Source organism: Duganella sp. 1411 (assembly GCF_017833525.1).
Taxonomy (GTDB): domain Bacteria; phylum Pseudomonadota; class Gammaproteobacteria; order Burkholderiales; family Burkholderiaceae_D; genus Rugamonas.
The window spans coordinates 320,375-339,335 of record NZ_JAFICD010000003.1 but is presented as its reverse complement, the minus strand read 5'-3'; the positions used below and the strand labels follow the sequence as shown (position 1 = coordinate 339,335).

The window sequence follows — 18,961 nt, the reverse complement described above, 5'->3', positions numbered from 1 at the left end:
GCAGCGTGCCGGGCGGCGTTGGCCATGTCCGCGGTCCCCTTCCACGCTGCTAGAATGCCTGCATGTCCGCCTACGTACTGATACTCGACGACGACCCCGATGTCGCGACCGCCGCGCAGTTGCTGCTGCGGCGGCGCCACGGCCAGGTCGTCACGCTGTGCGATCCCGCCGGCCTGCCGTCGCTGCTCGCGCGGGGCGTGCCGGACGTGGTGCTGCTCGACCTGAATTTCACGCCCGGCTGCATCGACGGCGCCGAGGGCCTGGCGCTGCTCGACGTGCTGCGCGCCCAGGGGCGACCGCCGGCGGTGATCGCGATGACGGCGTATGCCGACGTCCCGCTGGCCGTCGAGGCGCTCAAGCGCGGCGCCGGCGATTTCATCACCAAGCCATGGGACAACGCGCGGCTGGTGGCGGCGGTCGACCAGGCGCTGGCGCGGCGCGCGGCCCTGCGCGGGTCGTCGGCCGCCGCGCCCGAGCTGATGGGGGAATCGGCCGCGATGCGCGAGCTCAAGGCCCTGATCGGCAGCGTGGCGCCGACCGAGGCGAATGTGATGGTGCTTGGCGAGAACGGCGTCGGCAAGGAGCTGGTGGCGCGCGCGATCCACGCCCTGTCGCGCCGCGCGGCCGGCACGCTGCTGGCGGTGGACATGGGGGCGCTGCCGGAATCGACCTTCGAGAGCGAGTTGTTCGGCCATCGCAAAGGCTCGTTCACGGACGCCAGGACCGACAGGGCGGGACGCTTCCAGGCGGCGCGCGGCGGTTCGCTGTTTTTGGACGAAATCGGCAACATGCCGCTGGCCGCGCAAGCCAAGCTGCTGACGGCGCTGGAGCGGCGCGAGGTGACGCCGATCGGCGCCGACAAGCCCGAGGCGATCGACGTGCGCATCATCAGCGCCACCAATCTGGACGAGGCGCGCCTGTTCGATGCCTCCGTCTTCCGGCCCGATTTGCTGTTTCGGCTCAATACCATCGTGATCCGCGTGCCGCCGCTGCGCGAGCGGCGCGAGGACATTCCTTTGCTGCTGGCGCACTATCTGAAGCTGTACGAGCTGCAGTACCAGCGGCCGGCGCGCGAGGTGGCCGGCGTGGCGCTGGACGGCCTGCGGCGCCACGACTGGCCCGGCAATGTGCGCGCGCTGCGCCACGCGTGCGAGCGCGCCGTCATCCTGGGGCAGGGGGCGGAATACGGTTTGATCGACTTCGGCCTCGGCGCCCCGCCCGCCGCCGTACCAGTGGACAATAGCGCCGCCAGGAGCGATGGCGGCGTGGCCTTCCCCGTCGCCGACATGACGCTCGACGCCCTGGAGCGGGAGGCCATCGCCAGCGCGCTGGCCCAATTCAACGGCAATATCAGCCACGCGGCCAAAACGCTGGGCATCAGCCGCGCCGCCTTGTATCGCAAGCTGGGCAAGCATGGCATCTGAGCGCGCGCTCAAGCTCGGCGTGGCGGCCGGCGTAGTGGCGCTGATGGCGCTGGCCGCCGGCGCCGACGCGATGTCGTCGGCGCCGCAGCCGCGCCGCATCGTGCTGTGCGCGCTGTTTGGCCTGATCCCGCTCTGGGGGCTGTGGCATTGCCTGCGCCAACTCGGGCCGCGCGTGCCGCGCATGGAGCGGCAAGGCGCCAGCGCCGATGTGACGCCCGGCCCGCGCCAAAACGAACTGGCCGCCAGCGTGCTGACGTTGGAGGCGCGCCTTGAACATGCGCCGATCGCGCTGTTCCGCATCATGCACGCCAGTGGCGCCGGGCAGGTGGCGCCGCTCAACGCCAGCGCCCGCAGGCTGCTGGCGCCGGGCCGCGCCAGCGCGCCGCAGGATCTGCACGAGCTGCTGGCGGCGCAGCCGGTCGGCCAGCGCAAGTTGATCACCTTCGACACCGAACGCGGTGGCGAGCGCGCGCTGGTCGCCATCTCGGCGCTGTCGGTGCAGGGCAGCGCGCAGCGGCTGGCCGCGCTGATGCCGGTGGAAAGCGAACTGGAAGCGGAGGCGCTCAACGCCTGGCGCGAGCTGGTGCAAGTGCTCACGCACGAGATCATGAACTCCCTGACACCGGTGGCCTCGCTGTCGCGCACCGCCCACGGGCTGCTCGAGGAAGCCAGCGTGGAACTGCCCGCCGATATCCACGTCGACCTGGGCATCGCGCTGGACGCCATCGCCCGCCGCGCCGCCAGCCTGGTCGACTTTGTCGGCAGCTATCGCAGCCTGTCGACGGTGCCGCAGGCGCAGCCCCAGCGCGTGCGCCTGGAGGACTTGTTCGAGCGCCTGTCCGCGCTGATCGCGCCGCAATGGCAGGCGCTTGGCGGCCAGGTGGTGTTTTCGGTGGAGCCGGCGTCGCTGGAGGTGATGATCGATCCGGGGCAGCTGGAACAGGCGCTGATCAATCTGCTCAAGAACGCGGCCGAGGCGATGGCCGTGGTGGTGTCGTTGCGCGCGCCGCGAGCGGTGGTCAGCGCGCGCTTGAGCCGGGGCAGCCGGCTGCGCATCGAGGTGGCCGACAACGGCCCGGGCGTGCCGGAGGCGCTGGCCGCGCATATCTTCACGCCGTTTTTCTCGACCAAAAAACAGGGCAGGGGGATCGGTTTGGCCATGGTGCGCCATCTGGTGCACGCCAATGGCGGCACGGTGCGGTATGCGCGCTCCGTCGGCGAGGGGGCGCGGTTCATGCTGACGTTTTAGGCTATCGGCGGCTCATCGATGGCCGATTACGGCGTTCCGCCTAATCCGCCCTGCGTGTTTTATCGGTATGCCTTGTTCAGCGGACCATATGGGGTGTATCGGTATTGCTTCGTTTAGCGGACCATGTCGATGTGCATGATGCCGTCTTCGTCATAGGGCTCGGTGACGGTTTTAAAGCCAAAGCCGGCGTAGAATTTTCCCAGGTGCGCCTGCGCGCCGATGCGGAAGCGGTGCCCGGGATGCAGCGCCTCGGCCAGCGGAATGGCCTTGGCCAGCAGCTCGCGGCCGATGCCGCTGCCGCGCGCGGCGCGCGTGGTCAGCACGCGGCCCAGCGACATCTCGTCATACTTCAATCCGGGGGGCAGGCAGCGCAGATAGGCGACCAGCGTGCGCTTGCCGTCGATCTCGCGCCAGGCCATCAGGTGGTGGCTGTCGGGGTCAAGTCCGTCGATATCGGGATACAAGCAGGTTTGCTCGAGGATGAACACGTCCTGCCGCTGGCGCAGCACCTCGTACCAGTCGTTGCGGGGGATGTCGTCGAAGCCCAGCCAATGCCACTCGATCATTGCGTGTCTCGCTAGAAGAAGGAGCGACGATTGTAATACAAAGGGCCGGCGCTGGAGGGCGCCGGCCCGGGACCGATTACTGGATGGTCAAGGTCACGTCGATGTTGCCACGGGTGGCGTTCGAGTAAGGGCACACGATATGCGCGGCGTCGACCAGTTTTTGCGCGGCGTCGCGGTCCATGCCCGGCAGCGCGATTTTCAGTTCGACTTCGATGCCGAAACCGGTGGGGATGGCGCCGATGCCGACCGTGCCTTCGATCGACACGTCCGCCGGCAGGGCGATCTTGTCACGGCCGCTGACGAACTTGAGCGCGCCCAGGAAGCAGGCCGAGTAGCCGGCCGCGAACAGCTGTTCCGGGTTGGTGCCGACCGCGCCGGCGCCGCCGAGTTCTTTCGGCGTGGTCAGCTTGACGTCCAGCACGCCGTCGGAGGAGACGGCTTTGCCTTCACGGCCGCCGGTGGCTTTTGCAGTGGCGCGGTACAGTACTTTTTCGATCGACATGATGAATTCCTTTTTCAGTTAAGTTGAAGTGCAAATCGTTGGACTACAAATCTAACAAACTATCTAATCGCTAGCGATCTACCAGGTGGCGCGACAGCTTGCTAATCTACTACGCTTCGCTGCCGTTTGCAGCGCCGATGTGAGAACTATACATAGTGCGCTATCTAATAGCAAGCGATTTTAGAAAATATTTTTGACGGGGTGCGTTGACGGAATTGCGACGAAGGTCGCACAATGGTGTCAACCGTCACACGAAAGGCCGCCATGACCATCCCCTCGATAACCGAACTGACCGTGCTCAAAGCGCTGTGGAAGCAGCAGCCGCTGAGCGCGCGCGAAATCCACCAGCAGATAGAAGACGAGCTCGGCTGGTCATTCTCGTCGACCCGCAAGACGCTGGAACGCATGCTGGACAAGGGCTCGCTGAGCCAGCACACCGTGCACGGCGTGCTGGTCTATACGGCGGTGCTGGAGAAGGTCGGCACCTTGGCCGCGTTCGCGCGCGATTTCGGCCAGCGGGTGATGGAGATGGACGGGCCCTTGCCCGTGAATATGTTCACCGGCAGCAAGCTGGTCGACGACGACGAGCTGGCCCAGCTCGAACAGTTGCTGAAGGACTGGCCCGACGAGCCAACGCCATGAGCTTTGACGAGCTGCTGATTTGCCGGTTTCTGCTGGCGTGCGCCGGCAGCCTGGCCGCCGGCCTGGTCGTGTGGGCCATGCTGGCGGTGTTGAGCCGGCGCTGGCCGGGCCTGGCGGCGCAACGGTCGCTGTGGTTGCTGGGGCAGGCCACGGTGGCCGCCGCTTTCCTGGTGATCCTGCTGCCGCACAGCGAACGGCTGCGCGTGGTGCCGCGCATCGAATTGCCGAATCCGGCCACGTCCGCCGCCGCCGCGCCGGCCAAGCCGATGCCGTCGATCGTCGCGACCGGCGACGAGTGGACCACGGACGTGCGGCCGGCCACGCGTTCATGGCTGGCCGTCGGCGCCGGCGCGTGGCTGGTGGTGTATCTGTCGGGCCTGGGCTGGGCCGCGCTGCGGCTGCTGAACGCGGGACGTTTCCTGCGCGGGCTGTCGGCGGCGGGACGCCGGATTCCCGGCGCGCTGGCCGGCGGCGCCGAAGTGATCGAAGTGGACGCGCCGATCTCGCCGATGTTGTACGGGTTTTTCCGCGCCCGCCTGCTGCTGCCCGGGCATCTGCGCGGCTTCGATCCCCTGCAGCGGCAAATGATGATCGAGCACGAGATGACGCATTTGCGGCGGCGCGACTTGCAATGGCTCGGCGCCGGCCTGCTGCTGCAAACGCTGTTCTGGTTCAATCCCTTCATGCGGCTGCTGCGCGGGCGGCTGTCGTGGGCGCAGGAGCTGGGCTGCGACCGCGAGGTGCTGCGCGGCCGTCCGCCGGCCCAGCGCAAGGCCTACGCGGCGGCGCTGCTGGCGCAGCTCAAGATGCAGGGGGCGGGGATGGAGACGGCGCTCGCTTTCGGCAGCGCCGGCGCGCGCCAGCTGGCCGCCCGCATCGGCTTCATACGCGCGCCGTCCGCGGCGGGACGCTCGCTGTGGCTGCGGTTGGCGGCGCTGGCCGGCCTGGCCGGCATCGTCGTCGGCACGCTGGCGTTTCAGCCGGCGCTGGCCTGGCGCATCGATCCGCAGTCGGCGGCCGCGCCGCGCCAGCCGTTCAGCTGCCTGGCGATGGCCGACGTGGCCAGCGGCGCCACGCTGGCGCGCGAAGGCCGCTGCGACGAGCGCGCGACGCCGGCGTCGACGTTCAACATCGTCGTCAGCCTGATGGGCTACGACAGCGGCATACTGACCGACGCGCACACGCCGAGGATGCCGTTCAAGGACGGCTACACCGACTACAACGACTCGTGGCGGCAGGACACCGATCCGACGCTATGGTTCAAGAACTCGGTGCTGTGGTTCGCGCAGCAGGTGACGGCGGCGCTGGGCGCGGAGCGCTTCCAGCGCTACATCGACAGCTTCGGTTACGGCAACCGCGACCTCTCGGGCGACGCCGGCAAGGACAACGGCCTGTCGCTGTCCTGGGTCGGCTCGAGCCTGAAGATTTCGCCGCTCGAGCAGGTGGATTTTCTGCGCAAGATGGTGCGGCGCGAACTGCCGCTGTCGCTGCGGGCCTATGACATGACATCGCGCATCATGGCGCCGGTGACCTTGGCCAACGGCTGGACCGTCCAGGGGAAAACCGGAACCGCCTCGCCGGTGCGCGTGGATGGCGGCGAAGGCGGCGAGTTGCAGTACGGGTGGTATGTCGGCTGGGCCAGCAAGGGCGGGCGCACCGTGGTGTTCGCGCATCTGGTGCTGGACCGCAGGCAGGATGACGCCGGCGGCCCGCGCGCGCGCGACGCCGTGCTGCGCGAACTGCCGGCGCGCCTGGACCGGATCGAGGGGAATTGATAATCATTCTCATTATCGAGTAAAATGACGGCATCCTTTCAATTCGATGCCTTCCCGTCCATTCATGTCCCAGTTCCGCCGTGGTCCCAGTTTGCTTCCGCTTTACCTCGCGCTGTGCGCCGCTTTCCCGGGCGCCGCGCTGGCGCAGCAGGCCGATGAAAAAATCCTGCAGACCGTCAAGGTGACGGCGGCGCGGGCCGACGGCTTCGCGCCGACGACGGTGGAAGCGGGCAGCTTCCGCGGCGCCGACATCATGGAAGTGCCGTCGACCGTCAACGTCGTCACGCGCGAGGTGCTGGAGCTGCAGGCGGCCGGCGGCTTGTACGACGCGGTGCGCAATACCGCCGGCGTCACGCGCCAGCAAAACGGTGGCGAGACCTGGGACCAGCTGGTCATCCGTGGCATCGCCGTGGAAAACCGCACCAATTATCGGCTCAACGGTTCGCTGCCGATCATGAATTTCGGCCAGGTGCCGATGGAGGACAAGGAGCGTGTCGAAGTATTGAAGGGCGCCACCGCGCTGTACTACGGCTTCACGTCGCCGGCCGGCGTGGTCAACTTCGTCACCAAGCGCGCCGGCGCCACGCCCGTCACCACGGTGGGCATGACGGTCGACCAGAACGGCACGGCCGTCGCCACCGCCGACGTCGCGCGCCGCTTCGGCGAGCAGCAGCAGGTCGGCGTGCGCGTCAACGCCGCCGGCGGCACCTTGGGCAGCTATCTGGACGATGTCGGCAACGGCAACCGCCGCTTCGTCTCGGCGGCGCTGGATTGGCGCGTCAATGCGCGCCTGCGCCTGGCGGCCGATCTGGAATACGACAAGCGCCGCGTCACCGAGCAGGTGGGCATCACCTTGCCGACCGCCGTCAATGGCGTCATCACCTTGCCGGCCACGGTCGACCCCAAGCGCCTGGTCGGCCCGGACTGGGCCAAGTTCCAGACCGAGACCAAAAACGCCTCGCTGCGCGCCGACTACGCGCTGAGCGACAATTGGGTGCTGACCGTCGAAGGCGGCCACTCGGAAACGGCGCGCGATCGCGCGCTGGCGATCTTCCGCTTCACGAACAACGCGGCGATCGCCACCGGCGCCGGCCGCATCACCGGCAACCTGCAGCACAGCGTGCTCGATTCGACCATGCTGCGTGGGGAACTGGCGGGCACGGTGAGCACCGGTCCGGTCCAGCACGACCTTACTTTGGGCGTCAACCGTACCGACAAGGGACAGGACCCGATCTACCAAGCCACCTACACGATCCCGTCGCAGAATTTATACAACCCGACGCCGATCACCAGCTACACCGTCGGCGCTTATCCGTCCACGCCGACCACCGCCGGGCTGGAGACGCGCGACTCGGGCGCCTACGCAATCGACCGCATGACGTTGTCGCCGCAGTGGCAGGTGGTGGCCGGCGTGCGCGCCGTGAAGTACAAGAGCGACCAGGGCACCAACCACTACGACGTGAGCAAAACCACGCCGCTGGCGGCGCTGATCTACAAGTACACCGACGACTTGTCGTTCTACGTGTCCGGTTCGCAGGGGCTGGAGGAGGGCGAGACCGCGCCGACCGGCACCGCCAACGCCAACGAGCGCCTGGCGCCGGGCGTGAGCCGCCAGAAGGAGCTGGGCGCGCGCTGGCGCATGCCGGGCGCCGGCGGCACGCTGGTGCAGGCGTCGCTGTTCGAGATCAATCGTCCCGGCTACTACACCAACGCCGCCAACATCTACAGCGCCGACGGCGAGCAGCACTTCCGTGGCCTGGAGCTGTCCACCCAGGGCAGGTTGACGCGCCAGCTGTCGTGGCAAACCTCGGCCCAGTTCATCGATCCGGAATTCCGCCACATCGGCGCCGCCTACAACGGCAAGCTGCCGGAAAACGCCGCCAAGCGCACCGCCAGCGCCTTCCTGTCGTATGAACTCGACGCGGTGCCCGGCCTGTCGTTCAACGGCGGCGCGTATTACACCGGCAGCCGTCCGGTCAACGATTTGAACCAGGCCTTCCTCGGTGGCGTCACGCTGTTTAGCGCCGGCGGCCGGTATGTGACGACGGTGATGGGCAAGCGCACCAGCGTTCAGCTCAACGTGGAGAACGCGGGCGGCAAGGAGTACTGGGCCGGCGCTGGCACGCGCCTGAGCTCCGGCGCGCCGCGCCTGATCAAAGTGGGCGTGAAGGTCGATCTGTGAAAAAGCTCTGGTTCCAGCTGCACTGGTTTGTCGGCATCACCGCCGGCACGATCCTGATCCTGATCGGGCTCACCGGCGCCATCCTCGCGTTTCGCGAGGAACTGCTGGACCTGATCAACCCGGGCGTGCTGAATGTGCCGGTGGAATCGGCGCCGGTGCTGGCGCCGCCGCAGGTCGCGCAGGCGGCCAAGCTGCTGCACCCGCAAGCGCGTATCACCGGCATCATCGTGTACACCGAACCGGGTACCACCGCGCGCGTGACGCTGGCGCCGGCGCCAGGCGAGGAGCGCGGCGAAACGATTTATCTCAATCCCTACACCGGCGCGCTGCTGCCGCCCTTGCGCTTCAACGAAGCCTTCGAATGGGTGGAACTGCTGCACCGGCACCTGCTGCTGCCGCGCGACGTCGGCCGAATCGTGCTGGGCATCCTGGCGATTTGCCTGCTGGGCTTATCGCTCAGCGGCCTGTATCTGCGCTGGCCGCGCCGCGTGTTCGACTGGCGCACCTGGCTGACCTTCGACACGCGCCTGAAGGGCCGCTCGTTCCTGTGGGGGCTGCATTCGGTGGCGGGCACCTGGTCGCTGATCGCTTATGTCGTCTTCACGCTCACCGGCTTGTACTGGAGCTTCGACGTGGTGCGCGACACGGTCGATGGCTGGCTGGGCACGAGCCGGCCGCCGCGCATGGCGACGGCGCCGAAACCGAAAGGCGCCAAGCCGCCGCGCGCGGCCGAACCGGCCGCGGACCTGGGCGCGACCTGGGCCACCTTCGAGCACAACGCCCCGAACTGGAAGATGGCCTTCCTGCGGCCGCCGGAACGCGCCACGCAGCCGATCCAGATCCTGTGGGTGGCCAAGGACGCGCCGCACGTGCGCGCGCGCGGCCGCATGTCGATCAACCAGCAGACCGGCGCCATCGTCAAGAACGAGCCGTATAAGGACATGACGGCCGGTGCCCGCGCGCAGTCGACGATCTATCCGCTGCACATGGGGACTTATTTCGGCCTGCCCGGCCGGTTGTTCATGTTCTTCACCAGCCTTGCGCTGCCGGGCTTCGCCATCACCGGCTGGATGCTGTATCTGAAGCGTCGCCGGCAGAAGCGCGTGGCGCAGGCGGAGCGCGCGCGTTTCGCCGCCGGCGCGGGCGTCGCCGACGCGGGGCTCGATCCGGTGTTGATGGCCTACGCCAGCCAGACCGGCCAGGCCGAGCGGCTGGCGCTGCAAAGCGCGGCGGCCTTGCAGAAGGCCGGCGTGCCGGTGCACGTGCACTCGCTGGAAAAACTGACGCCGCCGCAGCTGGGCAAATACCGCCGCGCGTTGTTCGTCGCCAGCAGCTTCGGCGAGGGCGAACCGCCGGACGCCGCGCGCCGCTTCAGCCGCCTGCTGCAAACGGCGGCCGAGGAGCTGGCGCACATGCAGTACGCCGTGCTGGCGCTGGGCGACCGCAATTACGCGCAGTTCTGCGGCTTCGGCCAGACGCTGGACCAGCGCCTGCGCGTGATGGGCGCGCGGCCGCTGCATCCGATCATCGAAGTCGACAACGGCGACGCCGGTGCGCTGGCGCGCTGGTCGCACGCCTTGCGTGAGCTGATCGGCGGCGACTCCGCCGAGGTGGCGCTGTCGGCCGCCGTGCCGGAATCGGATTACACGCGCTGGCGGCTGATGGAGCGCGCACTGCTCAATCCAGGCAGCATCGGTGGCGGACTGTATGAAATCACGCTGTGCGCGGACGACGCCGGCGCCGTCGCCAACTGGCGGCCGGGCGCGCTGGTCGACATCTGGCCGGGCCACTACGCGCCGGCCGGCGCCAGCGAAGAACAGCGCCAGGCGGTCGCGCCGCGGCGCTACTCGCTCGCCTCGCTGCCGTCGGACGGCGGTATGCAGCTGCTGGTGCGTCAGGTGAAGCACGGGCAGGGCATGGGGCTGGCCTCCGGCTGGCTGACGGAGCAGGCGTCGCTCGGTGATGAAGTGCGGGTGCGGCTGGTGGCCAATCCGTCGTTCGACGCGCATCCGCAGCCGCTGCCAAGCATATACATCGGCAACGGTTCCGGCATGGCCGGCCTGCGCTCGCATCTGCGCGCGCGTGTGCGGGAAGGCGCGCGCCGCAACTGGCTGATCTTCGGCGAGCGCCAGCGCGAGTTCGACGGCATCTGCGCCGGCGAAATCCGCGATTACCGCGAGCGCGGCTTCCTGCCGGAGCTCGATCTGGTGTTTTCGCGCGATGTCGCCGGCGGCGAGTATGTGCAGGACCGCATGCGCGTCAAAGCCGACGCCTTGCGCGCCTGGATCGCCGACGGCGCGGTGCTGTATATCTGCGGCAGCCTGCAGGGCATGGCCGGCGGTGTCGAAGCCGCGCTGGAGGAAATCATCGGCCGCGCCGCGCTCGACGATCTGATCGAGACGGGCCGCTATCGGCGCGATGTATACTGAGTGACGGACAGCGGCCAGTTGATCGCCGCCTTATCATCGATTTCAACGACGGGTGGGCTTATGCGCAGAACCTTTGTTTGCTTGATGTTGGCTGGCGTGACGATAGCCCCCATGGCCGCCGAAGAAGAATGGAACTTCGCCGCGCCGTCGGCCGCCGGCCTGGATACGCAGCTGCTCGAAGCGATGGGGGCGGCGGTCCGCAAGGGCGACTTCAAACAAATCACCAGCATCCTGATCGCCCGCGAGGGCAAGCTGGTGTACGAGGCCTACTTCGACGCCGATGGCGAAGCGGGTCTGCGCAACACGCGATCGGTGACCAAGAGCGTGACCGACATGCTGGTGGGGATCGCGATCGATCAGGGCAGCCTGCCCGGCGTGGCGGCGCCGGTTTTCGCCTTCTTCCCCGAGAAGCGGCCGGAGCGCAATCCCGATCCGCGCAAGGACAAGATCACCATCGAAGACTTGCTCAGTATGAGCTCCCTGCTCGAATGCGACGATCAAAACCAATACTCGCGCGGGAACGAGGAGAGCATGTATCTGATCGAGGACTGGACGCAGTTCGCGCTGGACCTGCCGATCAAGGGCTTCCCGGCGTGGACGCCGAAGCCGCAGGATTCGCCATACGGCCGCAGTTTTTCCTACTGCACCGCCGGACCGACGTTGATGGGGCCTTTGCTGGAAAAGGCAACCGGAGAAAAAGTCGACCAATTTGCGCAACGCACCCTGTTCAATCCACTGGGCATCAGCAAACTTCAATGGCAGTACGCGCCGAACGGCACGGCGATGACCGGCGGCGGCCTGGCTTTGCGCAGCCGCGATCTGCTCAAGCTTGGCCAGTTGTATCTTGATGGTGGCGTGTGGCGGGGCAAGCGCGTGGTCTCGGCCGAGTGGGTGCGGCAGTCGACGGCGCCGCATGCGCGGGTCGACGATAGCACCGATTACGGGTATTGGTGGTGGATCAAGGCCTTCCCTCAGGAGGGCAAGACCTACCGTACGGTCATGATGCAGGGGAACGGCGGCAACAAAGTGGTGGTCATGCCGGAGCAGCGGATGGTGGCGGTCGTCACGACGACCAATTTCCAGGTGCGCTCGGCGCACGCGATCACCGACAAGCTGCTGACCGATTATGTCTTCAAGGCGTTGAAGTGAGGCCCCCGACGCAAGCGGCACCACGGATCCACGTAGGGCGGATTAGGCGGAACGCCGTAATCCGCCATCGTTGAGCCGCCGGCGGCGCATGCATGGCGGATTACGCTGCGCTAATCCGCCCTACGTGTTTTAACGTGATCCGACGTGATGTGGTCTGTTGCTCAGAGCGCCGTTTCGTAACCTTCCAGGACGTTGACGACATTGATCCCCAATTCCTTGACCGCGTAGCCACCTTCGAAGATGAAGGCCGTCGGCAAATTCAGGTAGGCCAGCCGCTCGCCCACTTTCAGGTAATCCGCGCTTTGCAAGGCGAAGCGCGACAGCGGATCGCCGGCGAACGTATCCACCCCTAGCGATACCACCAGCGCATCCGGCGCGAAGCCGCCGATGCGGATGCATGCCGTCTCCAGCGCCGTGAACCAGGCCTTGACCGAGCTGCCCGCCGCCAGCGGCAAGTTCATATTGAAACCCTGCCCCGCGCCTTCGCCGCGTTCATCGGCGTGCCCCAGATAGAACGGATACTCGCTGCGCGGATCGGCGTGGATCGAAATGAACAGCACATCGTCGCGGCCGTAGAAGATGCTCTGCGTGCCGTTGCCATGGTGGTAGTCGATGTCGATGATGGCGACCTTGCGCGCGCCGTCGTCGAGCATGTGCTGGGCGGCCAGCGCGGCGTTGTTCAGGAAGCAGTAGCCGCCAAAGAAATCGGCGCCCGCGTGGTGGCCCGGCGGGCGGCTCAGCACAAACGCGCCGCGCTCGCCCAGGCGCAGCGCGTGCGCGGCGTTGACCGCGCAATCGGCGCCGGTCTTGGCGGCGGTCCAGGTGCCGGCGGTCAGCGGCGTGCCGCTGTCCATCGAATACAAACCCAGTTTGGCGCAGAAGTTATCCGGCTCGATGTCGTCGCGCAGTGTGCGCACCGGCCAGACGGCGGGGAAGGCGTCCTTCTGCGCGTTGGCCGGGTCGAGCGCCAGCCATTCGCTCCAGGCGGTGCGCAGGAAGTGCAGGTAGCGCGGCGTGTGGATGCGTTCGAGCGACATTAACGGCACGCCCTGCGGCGTGACGATGCGGCCAAGGCCGCGCCGGCCCAGTTCCGCCAGCACGGCGTCGGCCCGCTCCGGTTTTTCGAAGCACGGCACCATCTCGCCGCGAAAAATCTCGTAGCGTCCCCGGTGCTGGGCATGCAGCTCGTTGTAGAAGGTCAGCACGGGGGCCTCGATGGTGGCGTTCTAGTCGCAGTCGTGGCTGGAGTGGCACAGATTGCTGGCGCGGTAGGCGGCGACGTAGTCGTCGAAATTGGTTTGCGGGGCGGCTTCCATCTCGGCCTGTTCGGCCAGCGAGACGGCGCCCAGGCCGTCGAAATACGCCGTTTCGTCGGCGCTCGGCGGGTGGCTGCGGAAGTAGGCGGCGTGCTTTTCGCTCTGCGCCAGGCCGAAGGCGGCGAACGATTTGCCGTTGGCCTGTATCGTCGCCAGCACCTTGGCCGACGGCGTCAGGCTGGCGTCGGCCAGCTTGGCTGCCTGCGATATCATCGCGTCGGCATGGGCGCTGTCGCCGCGCAGCGAGTCAAGCAGCTCGGCCGCCGGGCGGATGCGCTCGAGCAGTTCGGCGCCCCAGCTTTGCAGGCCGATGTCGCCGTCGTCGTTGGTCAGCATCAGGCCAGGACGGCGGCCTTCCTTGACGGTGCGCGCGAAGTTGCGGGTGTGGCGCAGGCTTTCCTCCGGCGAGATCGCCGGGCTTTCCTCCAGGGCGCAGAACAGCAGGAAGGCGTCGAGGAAGCGGCCCGCTTCGACGCTGATGCCGACCGGCTCGAACGGGTCGACGTCCATGCAGCGCACCTCGATGTACTGCACGCCGCGCGCGCACAGCGCCTGGATCGGCCGTTCGCCGGTCTGGATCACGCGCTTGGGGCGGATGGTGGAGTAGTACTCGTTTTCGATCTGCAGCACGTTGGTGCTCAGTTGGATCCATTCGCCATCGCGTTTGGTGCCCAGTTCCGCGTAGGGCGCGTACGGCTGGTTGACGGCCTTGGTCAGCGCCGCGACGTAGCTGTCCAAACAGTTCTCGTGCGGGCTCAGGCCCGATTGCGCGTCGTTCTGGTAACCGAGGTCGCTCATGCGCAGGCTGGTGGCGTAGGGCAGGTACAGCGTGTCCTCGGACAGCGTTTCGAGCTTGTGCGGCCGGCCGCGCAAAAAGCCGGTCGACAGCACCGGCGAGGCGCCGAACAGGTACATCAACAGCCAGCTATAGCGGCGGAAGTTGCGGATGGTGGCGAGGTAGGCCTCCGACTGATAGCCTTTTTTCGACAGCCGCTTTTCGGCCGGCTCGTTCTCGGCCAGCACGCGCCACAGGCGTTCGTCCAGCGAGTAGTTGTAGTGGATGCCGGCGATGCACTGCATCGCTTTACCGTAGCGCAGCGCCAGGCCGCGCCGGTACACGTGTTTGAGCGTGCCCAGATTGGAGCTGCCGTACCAGGCGATCGCGATGTCCTCCTCGCCCGGCAGCTGGCAGGGCATCGATTGGCTCCACAGCAGTTCGTCGCCCAATTTGCTGTAGGCGTAGCGGTGGATGCCGTCGAGTTTTTCGATGGTGGTGGCGATGTCCGCCTCGGCCGGGGTGATGAACTCCAGCAGCGCCTCGGCGTAGTCGGTGGTGATTTGCGGATGCGTCAGGGCCGAACCCATGGCCACCGGATGCGGTGTGGCGGCCAAGTGGCCGTGCCGGTCAACCCGCAGCGTTTCGCGCTCGATGCCACGCAAGCCACCCAGCACCGCGCGGTGCTCCGGCTTGGCCAGCAGTGCCAGGCGGCGAGTCAGTAGATTGGACAATTGGATCTTCCTTTCGTGTTGCATCAAACAAACTGTGAGGTGCGAGATTAACCGAAAACGGACAAACGCGTTGGCAAGGCCAAAAGTCGGCCGACGCGGATACACGTAGGGCGGATTAGGCGGAACGCCGTAATCGGCCATGCATGCGCCGCCGATCAATTATCGCTTGCTAGTTTAACAAATAGTTTGGAGAGCGGCGCAAAGCCACGATACCGCAGGGAGGGGACGTTTGTCAGTGCGTCCGCGCACCGGTCACGCGCTCGATGCCGGCCAGGTCGGTCCAGCTTTGCACGTCGGTGTAACCTTGTTCGGTTAACAACTGGCGCACGGCGGCCGACTGGTCGTAGCCGTGCTCCATCAGCAGCCAGCCACCGGGCTTCAAACGTGCCCGGGCCCCGGCGACGATGATGCGCAGCGCCGACAGGCCGTCGGCGTGGTCGGTCAGCGCGCCAACCGGCTCGTAGCGCAAATCGCCCTCGGACAGGTGGCGGTCGCCGCTGGCGATGTAGGGCGGATTGGAGGCGATGACGTCGAACGGCGGCTTTGCCTCCAGCGCCGCGAACCAGTCGCTTTGCAGGAAAGCGACGCGGACGCCGTTGGCGGCGGCGTTGCGGCGCGCCACGGCCAGCGCCTCCGGACTGACATCGAGGGCGGTGACGTCGGCGTCGCGCCGTGTGTGCGCCACGGCGACCGCGATGGCGCCGCTGCCGGTGCCCATGTCGAGCACCCGGCCGGATGGCGGCAGGCGCTCCAGGGTCAGTTCGACCAGCAGTTCGGTGTCGGGACGGGGTATCAGCACGGCGCCGCCGACTTCGAACGGCAGGCCGAAAAACTCGCGCTGGCCGACGATGTAGGCGATCGGTTCGCCGTCGAGGCGGCGTTTCACCAGCGCGGCGAAGCGATTCGCCTCGTCGGCGCTCAGCGCGCGCTCGGATTGGGTGATCAGGCCGACGCGGCTCAGCCCCAGCGCGTGGCACAGCAGGACGCGGTTATCCAGCGCGTCGAGCAGCGACTGCGTTTGCAGCGCGCCGACGGTGACGCCGGCGCCGATGGCGTCGATGCCGTCGATGCCGTCGATCATGCGCGCGAGCGGCGCAGCAGCGCCCACGCCAGCGCCAGCGCGAAGAGGCCGAACCACAGGAAGGACCACTGTGGAATCGACAGGCCGAACCACGGCGCCAACGCGTCTTCGCACAGGCCGTCGGCCTTGAACAGGAACGGCAGGTAGGTGGCGGTGGGGATCTTGTTGAGGAAGGTTTCCATCGGGTCGATGCCGCACGAGAGGCCGGGGTTGGCCAGCACGTACAGGTGTTTGCCGGCGTAGACCAAACCGCCCAGCGCGGCCAGCAGGCCAATGCCGGCGCCGATTTTGGGCTTGCTGATGAAGGCGCCGATCAGCGAGGCGAAGCCGATCGCCAGGAACAGGTAGCGCTGGATCACGCACAGCGGACAAGGCAACATGTCGAGCCCGTGCTGCAGGTACAGCGCGACGGCGATCAAACCAAAGCTGGCGAAGGCGATGGACAGCAGCAGGGAGCGGGACTGGTTCATGGAGTTGTTTTCGTGGTGGTGATCGCGTGATTCTCGCACATTGGCGATACCGTGGTCTTAGGCGGCTCTTAATCTTAACCCGCAAAGGCGGGGTCGTACCCCCCGGGGTACGACCCCAGGGTGGCGGTACGGGTCAGTCGCCCAGCGCCGCCAGCAACTCGGCCTGGTGTTCCGCCGCCAGCGCGTTGGTCAGCTCCGTCAGGTCGCCGTCCATGATGAAATCGAGCTTGTACAACGTCAGGTTGATGCGGTGGTCCGTCATGCGCCCCTGCGGGAAGTTGTAGGTGCGGATACGCTCGCTGCGGTCGCCCGAGCCGATCAGGCTTTTGCGCGTGGCCGCTTCCTTGGACTGCTGCTCGCGCAGCTGCACGTCCTTGATGCGCGCGGCCAGCACTTTCAGCGCCTGCGCCTTGTTCTTGTGCTGCGAGCGGTCGTCCTGGCATTCGACCACGATCCCGGTCGGCAGGTGGGTCAGCCGCACCGCCGAATCGGTCTTGTTGATGTGCTGACCGCCGGCGCCGGAGGCGCGGAAGGTGTCGATGCGCAGGTCGGCCGGATTGATGTTGACGTCTTCGACTTCGTCCGCCTCCGGCATCACCGCCACCGTGCAGGCGGAGGTGTGGATGCGGCCCTGGGTTTCGGTGGCCGGCACGCGCTGCACGCGGTGGCCGCCGGATTCGAACTTCAGCTTGGCGTACACGCCGTTGCCGATCAGGCGCACGATCACCTCGCGGTAGCCGCCCAGGTCCGACGCCGATTCCGACACCACTTCCACCTGCCAGCGATTGCGCTCGGCGAAGCGGGTGTACATGCGCAGCAGGTCGCCGGCGAACAAGGCCGACTCGTCGCCGCCGGTGCCGGCGCGGATCTCGAGGAAGATGTTGCGCTCGTCGTTGGCGTCCTTCGGCAGCAGCATCTTCTGCAGCTCGATCTCCAGTTCGGCCATGCGGGTTTTGGACGCTTCGATTTCGTCCTGCGCGAATTCCTTCATCTCGGGATCGGACAGCATCTCCTGCGCGGCGGCGATGTCGCCGATCGCTTCCTGGTAGGCGTTGTACAGCGCCACCAGCGGCCCCAGTTCGGCGTGCTCGCGGGTCATTTTGCGGTAGGCGTCCATATTGCTGGTGGCGCCTTCGGACATCAGCAGTTCATCGAGTTCGACCAGGCGGTTCGCCAGTTGATCGAGCTTGGCCAGCATGGATGGTTTCATAGCGTATGCGGTATTGTGTAAGGGGTGAGGCGGATGCCGCGTGGACGCGGCGGTGAGTGCGACCGGCTATCAGCGCGATCGGCGGGCGGCGCAGGCTCGCTAACGGCGGCCGCGGAACAGCTGCGGCAGCAGCTCGGCCAGGTGGGCGCGCTCGTCGCCCTGGGCCCGGTGCAGCGCCTGCTGCGGGCCGTGCATGAATTTCGCGGTCAGGCCCTTGGACAGGGCTTCGAGCACGACGTCGATATCCTCGCCCTTGGCCAGCATCTTGCGGGCGCGTTCGAGTTCGATCTGGCGCAGCGCCTCGCCGTTTTCGTGCAGGCTTTGAATCACCGGCACCACGGCACGGTCGTCGATCCAGTGCATGAACGACTGCACCCGCGTTTCGATGATCGCCTCGGCCTGGGCGACGGCGGCCTGGCGGTTTTCCATCCCGGTCTGCACCACCTTGCCCAGATCGTCGACGGTGTACAGGAAGGCGTCGTTGAGGCGCGACACTTCGGGCTCGATATCGCGCGGCACGGCCAGATCGACCATGAACATCGGCTTGTGGCGGCGCGCCTTGATCGCGCGCTCCACCATGCCCAGGCCGATCAGCGGCAGCGACGAGGCGGTGCACGAGATGACGATGTCGTACTGGTGCAGCTTGTCCTGCAGGTCGGCCAGGCGGATCGCGCGGCCGCCGTAGCGGTGCGCCAGCAGCTCGCCGCGTTCCAGCGTGCGGTTGGCGATGGTGATGGTTTTCGGATTCTGCGCCGCGAAGTGGGTGGCGCACAATTCGATCATCTCGCCGGCGCCGATGAACAGCACGTTCTGCTCGGAGATCTTGTCGAAGATGCGCTGCGACAGGCGCACGGCGGCGGCGGCCATCGACACGCTGTGGGCGCCGATCTCGGTGGTGCTGCGCACCTCCTTGGCGACCGAGAAGCTGCGCTGGAACAGCTGGTGCAGATAGGTGCCCAGGCCGCCCGCCTCGTCGGCGGTGCGGATCGCGTCCTTGATCTGGCCGAGGATCTGCGTCTCGCCCAGCACCATCGAATCGAGCCCGGAGGCGACGCGGAAGGTGTGGCGCACGGCGTCGTGCTGCGGCAACAAATACAGGTGCGGCCGCAGTTCGGCGTAGTTCAATTTGTGGAAATCGGCCAGGAAATGGGCGCCGGCGTCGAGCGGATCGGGCACCTGGCTGGCCGCGTACAACTCGGTGCGGTTGCAGGTCGACAGGATCGCCGCTTCGTCGCTGCCGCGGTGGTCGATGCGCTCGAACCACGAACGCGCCGCCACCACCGCCTGGCCCAGCTGCTCAGGGGCGAACGCCAGCTGCTCGCGGAGCGAGACCGGTGCGGTGTGGTGATTGAGGCCGACGGCGAGCAGCTGCATGGCGGGTCCGGACGTTGAATTAGCGGACATTATACCGTGATGTACCTGGATGTAGCCCCGGGACTGCCTAAAGCCATAGCAGC

The 18,961-nt window shown here is 67.0% G+C and carries 15 protein-coding genes and 1 pseudogene; 8 read left to right on the top strand and 8 right to left on the bottom strand.

The window, feature by feature from the left end; genetic code table 11:
- Positions 1-62 precede the first annotated feature (62 nt).
- Positions 63-1,424, top strand: coding sequence for a sigma-54 dependent transcriptional regulator (locus JOD97_RS18580; RefSeq protein ID WP_209721337.1), 1,362 nt, complete (start codon positions 63-65; stop codon positions 1,422-1,424).
- Complete coding sequence (locus tag JOD97_RS18575) at positions 1,414-2,673, top strand: PAS domain-containing sensor histidine kinase (protein WP_209721334.1); 1,260 nt, start codon at positions 1,414-1,416, stop codon at positions 2,671-2,673. The genes JOD97_RS18580 and JOD97_RS18575 overlap by 11 nt, the downstream gene beginning before the upstream one ends.
- A 113-nt stretch (positions 2,674-2,786) precedes the next feature.
- On the opposite strand, the gene JOD97_RS18570 is transcribed toward JOD97_RS18575, so the two are convergent.
- Together JOD97_RS18570 and JOD97_RS18565 are read right to left on the bottom strand one after the other, a co-directional pair.
- Positions 2,787-3,239, bottom strand: a complete 453-nt coding sequence (locus JOD97_RS18570; RefSeq protein ID WP_209721331.1) for a GNAT family N-acetyltransferase — start codon at positions 3,237-3,239, stop codon at positions 2,787-2,789.
- A gap of 76 nt (positions 3,240-3,315) precedes the next feature.
- Positions 3,316-3,741, bottom strand: coding sequence for an organic hydroperoxide resistance protein (locus JOD97_RS18565; protein ID WP_209721328.1), 426 nt, complete (start codon positions 3,739-3,741; stop codon positions 3,316-3,318).
- Between the two features lie 264 nt (positions 3,742-4,005).
- Here JOD97_RS18565 and JOD97_RS18560 point away from each other — a divergent pair, with 264 nt between their 5' ends.
- The 6 genes and pseudogenes from JOD97_RS18560 to JOD97_RS18540 all read left to right on the top strand — a co-directional run bounded on the left by JOD97_RS18560 (position 4,006) and on the right by JOD97_RS18540 (position 11,918).
- Positions 4,006-4,383 carry a BlaI/MecI/CopY family transcriptional regulator gene (locus tag JOD97_RS18560; protein WP_209721325.1) on the top strand — a complete coding sequence of 126 codons (378 nt, stop codon included), beginning with the start codon at positions 4,006-4,008 and terminating at the stop codon, positions 4,381-4,383.
- Positions 4,380-5,255, top strand: a pseudogene (locus JOD97_RS33280) (M56 family metallopeptidase); the annotation flags it as partial. The gene JOD97_RS18560 and the pseudogene JOD97_RS33280, both read left to right, overlap by 4 nt.
- 96 nt (positions 5,256-5,351) lie before the next feature.
- A complete protein-coding gene (blaOXA, locus tag JOD97_RS33275; RefSeq protein WP_373999903.1) occupies positions 5,352-6,158 on the top strand; it encodes a class D beta-lactamase in 807 nt (268 codons plus the stop codon).
- A 64-nt stretch (positions 6,159-6,222) separates the two neighbouring features.
- Positions 6,223-8,340 (top strand): TonB-dependent siderophore receptor, encoded by a 2,118-nt coding sequence (locus JOD97_RS18550; RefSeq protein WP_209721318.1) that lies wholly within the window; start codon positions 6,223-6,225, stop codon positions 8,338-8,340.
- Entirely contained in the window at positions 8,337-10,769 is a 2,433-nt protein-coding gene (locus JOD97_RS18545) for a sulfite reductase flavoprotein subunit alpha (protein WP_209721315.1), read from the top strand. Before JOD97_RS18550 ends, JOD97_RS18545 begins: the two co-directional genes overlap by 4 nt.
- Positions 10,770-10,880: 111 nt before the next feature.
- Positions 10,881-11,918 carry a serine hydrolase gene (locus tag JOD97_RS18540; RefSeq protein ID WP_209721312.1) on the top strand — a complete coding sequence of 346 codons (1,038 nt, stop codon included), beginning with the start codon at positions 10,881-10,883 and terminating at the stop codon, positions 11,916-11,918.
- Positions 11,919-12,079: 161 nt separating this feature from the next.
- Here the strand turns inward: JOD97_RS18540 and JOD97_RS18535 are convergent, their stop codons facing one another.
- The 6 genes from JOD97_RS18535 to hemA form a co-directional block, all read right to left on the bottom strand.
- Complete coding sequence (locus JOD97_RS18535; protein WP_209721309.1) at positions 12,080-13,123, bottom strand: histone deacetylase family protein; 1,044 nt, start codon at positions 13,121-13,123, stop codon at positions 12,080-12,082.
- A gap of 21 nt (positions 13,124-13,144) precedes the next feature.
- Entirely contained in the window at positions 13,145-14,743 is a 1,599-nt protein-coding gene (gshA, locus tag JOD97_RS18530) for a glutamate--cysteine ligase (RefSeq protein ID WP_209721306.1), read from the bottom strand.
- A gap of 232 nt (positions 14,744-14,975) precedes the next feature.
- A complete protein-coding gene (gene prmC, locus JOD97_RS18525; protein ID WP_209722655.1) occupies positions 14,976-15,824 on the bottom strand; it encodes a peptide chain release factor N(5)-glutamine methyltransferase in 849 nt (282 codons plus the stop codon).
- Entirely contained in the window at positions 15,821-16,294 is a 474-nt protein-coding gene (locus tag JOD97_RS18520) for a disulfide bond formation protein B (protein ID WP_209721303.1), read from the bottom strand. Before JOD97_RS18520 ends, prmC begins: the two co-directional genes overlap by 4 nt.
- Before the next feature lie 133 nt (positions 16,295-16,427).
- Positions 16,428-17,504, bottom strand: a complete 1,077-nt coding sequence (gene prfA / locus JOD97_RS18515) for a peptide chain release factor 1 (RefSeq protein ID WP_209721300.1) — start codon at positions 17,502-17,504, stop codon at positions 16,428-16,430.
- Between the two features lie 99 nt (positions 17,505-17,603).
- Positions 17,604-18,878 carry a glutamyl-tRNA reductase gene (gene hemA / locus JOD97_RS18510; RefSeq protein ID WP_209721296.1) on the bottom strand — a complete coding sequence of 425 codons (1,275 nt, stop codon included), beginning with the start codon at positions 18,876-18,878 and terminating at the stop codon, positions 17,604-17,606.
- Positions 18,879-18,961 lie beyond the last annotated feature (83 nt).

Bases quoted from the DNA above. Each gene is read 5' to 3' on its own strand.
- JOD97_RS18580 (WP_209721337.1), top strand. From the start codon at position 63: ATGTCCGCCTACGTACTGATACTCGACGACGACCCCGATGTCGCGACC.
- JOD97_RS18540 (WP_209721312.1), top strand. From the start codon at position 10,881: ATGGCCGCCGAAGAAGAATGGAACTTCGCCGCGCCGTCGGCCGCCGGC.
- JOD97_RS18575 (WP_209721334.1), top strand. From the start codon at position 1,414: ATGGCATCTGAGCGCGCGCTCAAGCTCGGCGTGGCGGCCGGCGTAGTG.
- prmC (WP_209722655.1), bottom strand. From the start codon at position 15,824: ATGATCGACGGCATCGACGGCATCGACGCCATCGGCGCCGGCGTCACC.
- JOD97_RS18565 (WP_209721328.1), bottom strand. From the start codon at position 3,741: ATGTCGATCGAAAAAGTACTGTACCGCGCCACTGCAAAAGCCACCGGC.
- JOD97_RS18570 (WP_209721331.1), bottom strand. From the start codon at position 3,239: ATGATCGAGTGGCATTGGCTGGGCTTCGACGACATCCCCCGCAACGAC.
- JOD97_RS18550 (WP_209721318.1), top strand. From the start codon at position 6,223: ATGTCCCAGTTCCGCCGTGGTCCCAGTTTGCTTCCGCTTTACCTCGCG.
- hemA (WP_209721296.1), bottom strand. From the start codon at position 18,878: ATGCAGCTGCTCGCCGTCGGCCTCAATCACCACACCGCACCGGTCTCG.
- JOD97_RS18560 (WP_209721325.1), top strand. From the start codon at position 4,006: ATGACCATCCCCTCGATAACCGAACTGACCGTGCTCAAAGCGCTGTGG.
- JOD97_RS18520 (WP_209721303.1), bottom strand. From the start codon at position 16,294: ATGAACCAGTCCCGCTCCCTGCTGCTGTCCATCGCCTTCGCCAGCTTT.
- prfA (WP_209721300.1), bottom strand. From the start codon at position 17,504: ATGAAACCATCCATGCTGGCCAAGCTCGATCAACTGGCGAACCGCCTG.